Raw genomic sequence first — 1879 nt, 5'->3', positions numbered from 1 at the left:
GCGAACACGCCCTGTGCCGCTCCCTGTCCCTCGATCCCGCCGTCACCGCGCTGCACTGCGCCCCCGGCAACGCAGGAATCGCCGAGGTGGCGGAGCTGCGCGCGGTCGACGCCACCGACGGCCCCGCCGTCGCCGCGCTCGCCCAGGAGCTGGACGCCGACCTGGTGGTCGTCGGCCCGGAGGCCCCGCTGGTGGCCGGCGTCGCCGACGCCGTACGCGCGGTGGGCATCGCGGTCTTCGGCCCGTCCGCGGAGGCCGCGCAGCTGGAGGGCTCCAAGGCGTTCGCCAAGGACGTGATGGCCGGCGCCGGCGTGCCCACCGCCCGCTCCTACGTCTGCACCACCGCCGAGGAGGTCGCCCAGGCGCTGGACGCGTTCGGCGCCCCCTACGTCGTCAAGGACGACGGCCTCGCCGCGGGCAAGGGCGTCGTCGTCACCGACGACCTGGCGGCCGCCAAGGCGCACGCCGCCGGCTGCGAGCGCGTGGTGATCGAGGAGTACCTGGACGGCCCCGAGGTCTCCCTCTTCGCCATCACCGACGGCACCACCGTCGTCCCGCTCCAGCCCGCGCAGGACTTCAAGCGCGCGCTCAACGACGACCAGGGCCCCAACACCGGTGGCATGGGCGCCTACTCCCCGCTGCCCTGGGCCGACCCGGCGCTGGTCGACGAGGTCATGGCGTCGGTGCTGCAGCCCACCGTCGACGAGATGCGCCGTCGCGGCACCCCGTTCTCCGGCCTGCTCTACGCCGGCCTGGCGATCACCTCGCGCGGTGTGCGGGTGATCGAGTTCAACGCCCGCTTCGGCGACCCGGAGACCCAGGTGGTCCTGGCCCGCCTGCGGACCCCGTTCGCCGGTGTCCTGATGGCCGCCGCCACGGAGAACCTGGGCGACCTGGAGCCGCTGCGCTGGAGCGACGAGGCCGCGGTCACCGTGGTCGTCGCCTCGCACAACTACCCCGGCACGCCCCGTACCGGCGACCGCATCACCGGTCTGGACGAGGTCGCCGAGAAGGACGCCCCGCACGCCTACGTGCTGCACGCCGGCACCCGCCGGGAGGGCGACGCCGTGGTCAGCGCCGGTGGCCGGGTCCTGTCGGTCACCGCGACCGGCTCCGACCTCACCGAGGCCCGCGACCGCGCCTACACGGCGGTCGCCCGGATCAACCTGGACGGCTCCCACCACCGCACCGACATCGCGCTGAAGGCGGCCCTGGACGCCTGACCCGTCGTTCCCGCCGCAGCGCGCAGGCCCCGGACTCCGGGCCCCTCGAGGGCCGGAATCCGGGGCCTGATCTTTGCGCTGCGTCATCCACCTTTCCCCAAAGCCATTCCATCGAGTGAGCGATGAGCGGTATGGCTGACTGGGGTCCGGACCCCAACTAGTGTGCCCCGCGAGCGTTCCGGCACTTGGCCCACAGACATTGCGATGTCCCGGCCCGGTGCCACAGTGGGGGCATGCGCAGCACAGACCGACGACTGACAGGCGACGGACACGTGAGGGGGTGAGGTCCGGTCGTGACCGGTACGGGCATGGAGGCCGCGCCGGGCCCGCGGGCCAGGGCGCTCGCCGTACTGCGCGTCCGGGGCTGGGCGCTGGGCACGGCGCTGCTGCCGGCCGCGATCCTCGTCGTGCTGGTGGCGGGGGGTGCCACCGGGCGGCTGGCCGGGCCGTTCTGGGACCTGTCGCGACTGGTGACCGCCGTCCTGGCGGTGCTGGTGCTGTGCGCGGCGGCGGCGGTCTCGCTGGTGGTCGCGCGCTCCCGGCCGGCCACCAGCCCGACGGTCCCGATCCCCGAGCGCTCCGCGCCCGACCTCTACCGGCTGGTCCGGGACCTCGCCGACCGGCTGGGCGTCCCCGCGCCGTCCGCCATAGAGCTG

Annotated in this window: 1 protein-coding gene and 1 pseudogene; both read left to right on the top strand. The window is 74.6% G+C overall.

Annotated elements, in window-relative coordinates:
• Positions 1 to 1223, top strand: a 1223-nt coding sequence (gene purD / locus HW445_RS29215) for a phosphoribosylamine--glycine ligase (RefSeq protein WP_180223838.1), incomplete at its 5' end; no start/stop codon positions are given.
• Between the two features lie 293 nt (positions 1224 to 1516).
• A pseudogene (locus HW445_RS29210) lies at positions 1517 to 1879 on the top strand (hypothetical protein); the annotation flags it as partial.

Origin of the sequence: Streptomyces sp. UH6 (genome assembly GCF_013421635.1) — a bacterium.
GTDB lineage: Bacteria > Actinomycetota > Actinomycetes > Streptomycetales > Streptomycetaceae > Streptomyces > Streptomyces abyssomicinicus.
Note: the sequence above shows the minus strand (reverse complement) of the source record. Positions and strands in the feature narration are given on the sequence as shown.